This is a genomic window from Parvibaculum sp., from assembly GCF_049651025.1.
Taxonomy (GTDB): domain Bacteria; phylum Pseudomonadota; class Alphaproteobacteria; order Parvibaculales; family Parvibaculaceae; genus Parvibaculum.
Genome location: NZ_JBASBH010000080.1, coordinates 1 through 5,611, shown reverse-complemented (window position 1 = coordinate 5,611; position 5,611 = coordinate 1). Strand labels below are relative to the sequence as shown.

4 protein-coding genes are annotated in these 5,611 nt (G+C 61.9%); 3 read left to right on the top strand and 1 reads right to left on the bottom strand.

All coding sequences use genetic code 11. The features are described 5' to 3' along the window. Positions 1–61: 61 nt before the first annotated feature. The gene (gene carA / locus WA943_RS10855; RefSeq protein WP_424469894.1) at positions 62–1,222 is read right to left on the bottom strand and encodes a glutamine-hydrolyzing carbamoyl-phosphate synthase small subunit; all 1,161 of its coding nucleotides are present in this window, start codon (positions 1,220–1,222) and stop codon (positions 62–64) included. Positions 1,223–1,563: 341 nt separating this feature from the next. On the opposite strand from carA, the gene WA943_RS10850 reads away from it, so the two are divergent. From WA943_RS10850 to dnaG, 3 genes are all read left to right on the top strand, one after another. Further along, entirely contained in the window at positions 1,564–2,028 is a 465-nt protein-coding gene (locus WA943_RS10850; RefSeq protein WP_424469893.1) for a GatB/YqeY domain-containing protein, read from the top strand. A 91-nt stretch (positions 2,029–2,119) separates the two neighbouring features. Further along, positions 2,120–3,520: a phospholipase D-like domain-containing protein gene (locus tag WA943_RS10845; RefSeq protein WP_424469892.1), complete on the top strand. Its 1,401-nt coding sequence runs from the start codon at positions 2,120–2,122 to the stop codon at positions 3,518–3,520. 108 nt (positions 3,521–3,628) lie between these two features. Then, positions 3,629–5,563 carry a DNA primase gene (dnaG, locus tag WA943_RS10840; RefSeq protein ID WP_424469891.1) on the top strand — a complete coding sequence of 645 codons (1,935 nt, stop codon included), beginning with the start codon at positions 3,629–3,631 and terminating at the stop codon, positions 5,561–5,563. The last annotated feature ends 48 nt before the right edge of the window (positions 5,564–5,611 follow it).

Below are 5,611 nucleotides of genomic sequence, written 5' to 3'. Positions count from 1 at the left end.
GAGGACCCCCCCTCCCTACCCCTCCCCCTCAAGGGGGGAGGGGATTGAAGATCGGCCGCCATCACTTCCCATCCTCCATCATCTTCACGAACCGCTCGAACAAATAGTGGCTGTCCTGAGGGCCCGGAGACGCTTCGGGGTGGTACTGGACGGAGAAGACGGGTTTGCCCTTGAGGCGCAGGCCCGCATTGGTGCCGTCGAAGAGAGAGACGTGGGTTTCTTCGACGCTGGAGGGGATCGAGGCGCGCGACACGGTGAAGCCGTGGTTCATCGAGGTGATCTCGACCTTGTTGGTCGTGTAATCCTTCACCGGATGGTTCGCGCCGTGATGGCCCTGATGCATTTTCTCGGTCGTCGCGCCGAGCGCGATGGCGAGCATCTGGTGGCCGAGGCAGATGCCGAAAACGGGCTTGCCGCTATCGACGAGTTTCCTGATCTCCGGCACGGCATAGACGCCGGTTGCCGCCGGATCGCCGGGGCCGTTGGAGAGGAAGATGCCGTCCGGCTTCAGCGCCAGAATTTCTTCAGCCTTCGTATTGGCGGGCACCACCGTCACGTCGCAGCCGACGCCGGCAAGGCCGCGCAGAATATTGCGCTTGATGCCGTAATCGACGGCGACGACGCGATATTTCGGCGAGGTCAGGCGGCCATAGCCTTCGTTCCAGACCCAGCTCGTCTCGTCCCATCCATAGCTCTGGCCGCAGGTGACTTCTTTTGCGAGGTCGAGGCCGAGCAGTCCCGGCCAGGCATTGGCCTTGGCGAGAAGGGCGGGAATGTCGAACACGCCGTCGGGATGGTGCGCGATGATGCCGTCGGGCATGCCTTTTTCGCGGATCAGCCGCGTCAGCGCCCGCGTGTCGATGCCCGAAATGCCGATGATGCCGCGCGCGCGCAGCCAGCGGTCGAAGTGCTTTGCGGCGCGATAGTTGGACGGGTTGGTCACATCGGCGCGCAGCACGCAGCCGCGTATGCCCGAAGCGGCGGCGAGGTTCGAGCTTTCGATGTCCTCGTCGTTCGCGCCGACATTGCCGATATGGGGGAAGGTGAAAGTGACGATCTGACCCGCATAGGAGGGGTCCGTCAGAATTTCCTGATAGCCGGTCATGGCTGTGTTGAAGCAGACTTCGCCGACTGCCTCACCTGTTGCGCCGAGGCCGAAGCCCTCGATCACCGTACCGTCCTTGAGGACGAGAACCGCGGTTGCTTTTTTATATGTGCTCATAGGTGTGGCCCTGCGGCGCAGCCGGATTCCTTCACGGGACGCTGCGCGGCCTGAGGCACGCGCCGTTCCGTGGCGGCTTTCGTCGACACCTTCATATTGATACTCCAGGGGAGGAAGTGTCCGCCATTCGGCATCGGGGCGCGCATGTCCCGCTCGGCAGACTCAGTTTCCCGTCGAATTTCGCGGAAGCTAAAGGATGGGCGCGCGCACGTCAAGTTGAGCGCGGGTGAAAATAAACAAGTAAATACAGGGCTTTATGGGATGCCCTGCGGAGCGCGGCAAATTTGCGCGGGCAGGCGGCGTGGTTTAGCCTGTGCGCCATCATTTAAAGGAGAGACCCGATGAGCGCCGCCTTACGCGACCAGATCATGCAGGCGATGAAGGATGCGATGAAGTCGGGCGACAAGCTTCGCCTGTCGACCATCCGGCTCATGCAATCGGCGATCAAGGATCGCGACATTGCTTCACGCACGGACGGGCGCAATGATGGCGTGCCGGATGCCGATATTCTGGAGCTTTTCACCAAGATGGTGAAGCAGCGTCGCGAATCCGCCGAGATCTACGAAAAGGGCGGCCGCGCCGATCTCGTGGCGCAGGAGCGCGGCGAAATCGCCGTCATCGAAGAATTCATGCCCAAGCAGCTTGGCGAGGCCGAGACAAAGGCCGCCGTTGAGGCTGTGGTGGCCGAAGTCGGCGCCACCAGCGTCAAGGATATGGGCAAGGTCATGGGCCTGCTCAAAACGCGCTATGCCGGGCAACTGGATTTCGGCAAGGCCGGCGCGGTCGTGAAAAGCCTGCTCGGTTAGGCAGGCGCGCCTTCGGGCTGATAATCGGGAACTTCCCCATCCCCGCTTCGTTTGACTTCTGGCGTCATGATGCGCTGCTGGAGGTGGTCGTTTGCGCGGGTTCAAACTCATTGTCATTGCTGCGGGGTTTTGTGCGGTTGCGGGTTGCGCCTCCGTTCCCTCATATGACGGCATTGTCGATCAGCCGGTGAACGGCAAGGCCAAGCCCCAGATCGTCGGCGCGCGCGGGCCATTGAGCGCCGAGGCGAGCAAGGCATTGCTCGCCAAGCTTCGCACCGGAGGCAACGATGTCGACATATTGCAGCGCCATCTCGCCATCGAGCAGGCGGTGGCCGAGAACCCGCTCGTTGCCGGCAATGATGTCCAGGTGTTGCGCGACGGCGAGGTGACGTTCCGCGCCATATTCGCGGCCATTCGCGCGGCGAAGGATCACATCAATCTCGAATATTACACCTTCGAAAACGTAGAGAGCGACGGGGTCGCGCTCGGCGATCTGCTCGTTGCAAAGCGTGCCGCAGGCGTCACCGTCAACATCATCTATGACAGCTATGGATCGGGCGAGACGCCTGTCGCGTTTTTCGATCGTCTTCACAAGGCGGGCGTCCAGACGGTCGAGTTCAATCCGCTGAACCCGCTCAAGGCCAAGGTCGGTTATTCGATCAATGATCGCGACCATCGCAAGATTTTGATCGTCGATGGAAAGCTCGCCATTGTCGGCGGCGTCAATCTCAGCAAGTCCTATCAGAGCCGCTCGCCCGGCCATCCGTCGGACCGACCCGAAGGCACACCCACAGGCTTGCCGCAGCATTGGCGCGACACGGATATTCAGATCGAGGGGCCGGTCGTCGCCCAGTTGCAGAAGCTCTTCATCGAGCATTGGCACGAGCAGCGAGGCCCCGCGCTTGCCTTTGCCGATTACTATCCGACGCAGCAATCGAAAGGCAGCGAGCTTGTTCGCATTCTCGGCAGCACGCCTTCCGACGAGATCCCGCGCTATTACGTGACGCTGCTTTCAGCGATCCGCACCGCCGAGAAAAGCATCTGGCTCAGCGCCGCCTATTTCGTGCCGACGCATGACGAGAAGAAAGATCTGATGGATGCCGCGCGGCGCGGCGTCGATGTGCGCTTGCTGCTGCCCTCCCAGAGCGATTCCGAAATGGTGCTGAATGTCGGGCGCTCGCATTATTCCGATCTGCTGGAAGCGGGCGTGAAAATCTACGAGATACAGGGGCAGATTCTGCATTCCAAAACCGCCGTCATCGATGGCGTCTGGATGGTCGTCGGCTCGTCGAATTTCGACCAGCGCAGCGTCCTCTTCAATGACGAGGTCGATGCCGTGGTCCTCGGTACAAGCGGGGCGGGGGCGCTGGAGGCCATGTTTCGCGACGATCAGGCGCAAGCGCATAAGGTCGACCTCAAAACATGGGACGAGCGGCCCCTGTCGCAGAAAATCGAGGAGCTTTACTCCCGAACCTGGCAGACCTTGCTCTAGCGGCAGGGCAGGCACGCCAATTTTATCCACAGGGCTGCCTCTTGCTTCGCTCGCCTTCGCCGGGGCGAAATGCGACAATGGGGTTTCTCCTGTTGTGACGGCAAAATAATGAGCTTCCCGAAGTCCTTTCTCGACGAGTTGAAGGCGCGTATCCGCGTCTCGGAAGTCGTTGGGCGCAAGGTGAAGCTCATCCGGCGCGGGCGCGAGTTCGTCGGCCTGTCGCCATTCACCAATGAGAAGAACCCGAGTTTCACCGTCAATGACGAGAAACAATTCTGGCATTGCTTCTCGTCGGGCGAGCATGGCGACGTCATCAAGTTTCTCGAAAAGGTAGAGAACCTCTCCTTCCTCGAAGCCGTCGAGCGTCTCGCTGGCGAGGCGGGCATGGAAATGCCGCAACGCGATCCGCGCAATATCGAGCGCGAGCGCGAGGCCGCGTCGCTTGTCGATGTCATGGAGATGGCGGCGGAGTTCTTCCGCCAGAAATTGCAATCGGGCGCCGGGGCGGAAGCTCGCGCCTATCTCGAGCGCCGCGGCATCAGGCGCGACACCATCGAGCGTTTCGGGCTTGGCTATTCGCCGGGTTCCGATCGCAGCGACCGGACGCAATTGCTGAAGCATCTGAAGCTCAAGGGCGTCAGCATCGAGCAGATGGCCGAAGCCGGTCTCATCATTTCAGGGCCGGATGTTTCCGAGCCCTTTGACCGTTTCCGCAATCGCCTGATGTTTCCCATCGCCGATGCGCGGGGCCGCACGATTGCTTTCGGTGGCCGCGCGCTCGACAGCGAACAGAAGGCGAAATATCTCAACTCGCCCGAGACGCCGCTCTTCCATAAAGGCCGCGGCCTCTACAATCTTCATCAGGCCCGCAAGCCCGCCTATGACGCAGGCACGGTGATTGCCGTTGAAGGCTATATGGACGTCATCGGCCTTGCGCAGGGCGGCATCGACAATGCCGTCGCGCCGCTCGGCACTGCGCTCACCGAAGACCAGATCGGTTTGATGTGGCGCATGGCGCCGGAACCGATCCTCTGTTTCGACGGCGACAAGGCGGGGCTTCGCGCTGCCTTTCGCGCCGTGGAGCGCGTGCTGCCTCTGCTGAAGCCCGGCCATTCGCTGCGCTTTGCGCTGCTGCCGAATGGCAAGGACCCGGACGATCTCGTGCGCGAAGAGGGCGGCGATGCCATGCGCGACGTGCTGGCGCAGGCGCGTCCCCTTGCCGAAATGGTCTGGGAGAAGGAAGTTTCGGCGGGCACATGGGACACGCCGGAGCGCCGCGCCGCGCTTGAGGCCCGCATCGAAGAGGTCATCGGCGAGATTGCCGATACCAAGGTCAAAGCCCATTACGCGCAGGAGCTTCGCGGTCGCATTTCGCGCCTCTTCGGCCCGAAGCAGGGTCGCGGCAATTTCCGTCAGGGCGGCGGCGCGGGCAATTTTCGCGACCGTCCCTGGAAGCCCGGCCAGCGTTTCATGCGCGATCCGCGCCTCATGCCGGTAACGCCCGAGCTTCGCCGTTCGGCGCTCGCGCGCAACGAGGGCGGGGCGGCTCAGCAGATGGAAGGGCTGATGGTTCTTGTCATGCTCAACCACCCCGAATTGCTCCATGCCTATTGCGAGGAGTTTTCGCGGCTTGAAATCCGGGCGGCGGGCCTTGACAGATTACGCAATGAAATCATAGATATAGCGGCGCTCAATGCGCCTCTTGAAAGAGAGGCGTTGATGAACCATTTGGTTTCTAGGGATTTGGCGGATATAGCACAGCGGCTGGAAGACGGGGCGGCGCTTAAAGGCGACCGGTTCGCGCTGGCCGGTGCGTCGCATGAAGAGGCCGAAAAAGGCTTCCTCGACGTGCTGACGCGGCATCGCCGGACCATAACGCTGGAAGCCGAGCTTCGTGCGGCGGAGCGGGCGCTGGCGGAAGAGATGAATGAGGAGAACTGGGCGCGGCTGCAGGCGATACACGCGCAAATGCAGATCGAGCGACCGGATCTCAGCGAAGGATTGATGGACAGCCCCGAGCCCGGCTGGGTGGCGGGTTCGTAAAGTGAGCGTCAGGGCCGGGGAGCCGGGGCGTCAGCGGATGAAGGCGAG

Coding starts and splice junctions, on each gene's coding strand:
- carA (WP_424469894.1), bottom strand. CDS start 1,222: ATGAGCACATATAAAAAAGCAACCGCGGTTCTCGTCCTCAAGGACGGT.
- WA943_RS10850 (WP_424469893.1), top strand. CDS start 1,564: ATGAGCGCCGCCTTACGCGACCAGATCATGCAGGCGATGAAGGATGCG.
- dnaG (WP_424469891.1), top strand. CDS start 3,629: ATGAGCTTCCCGAAGTCCTTTCTCGACGAGTTGAAGGCGCGTATCCGC.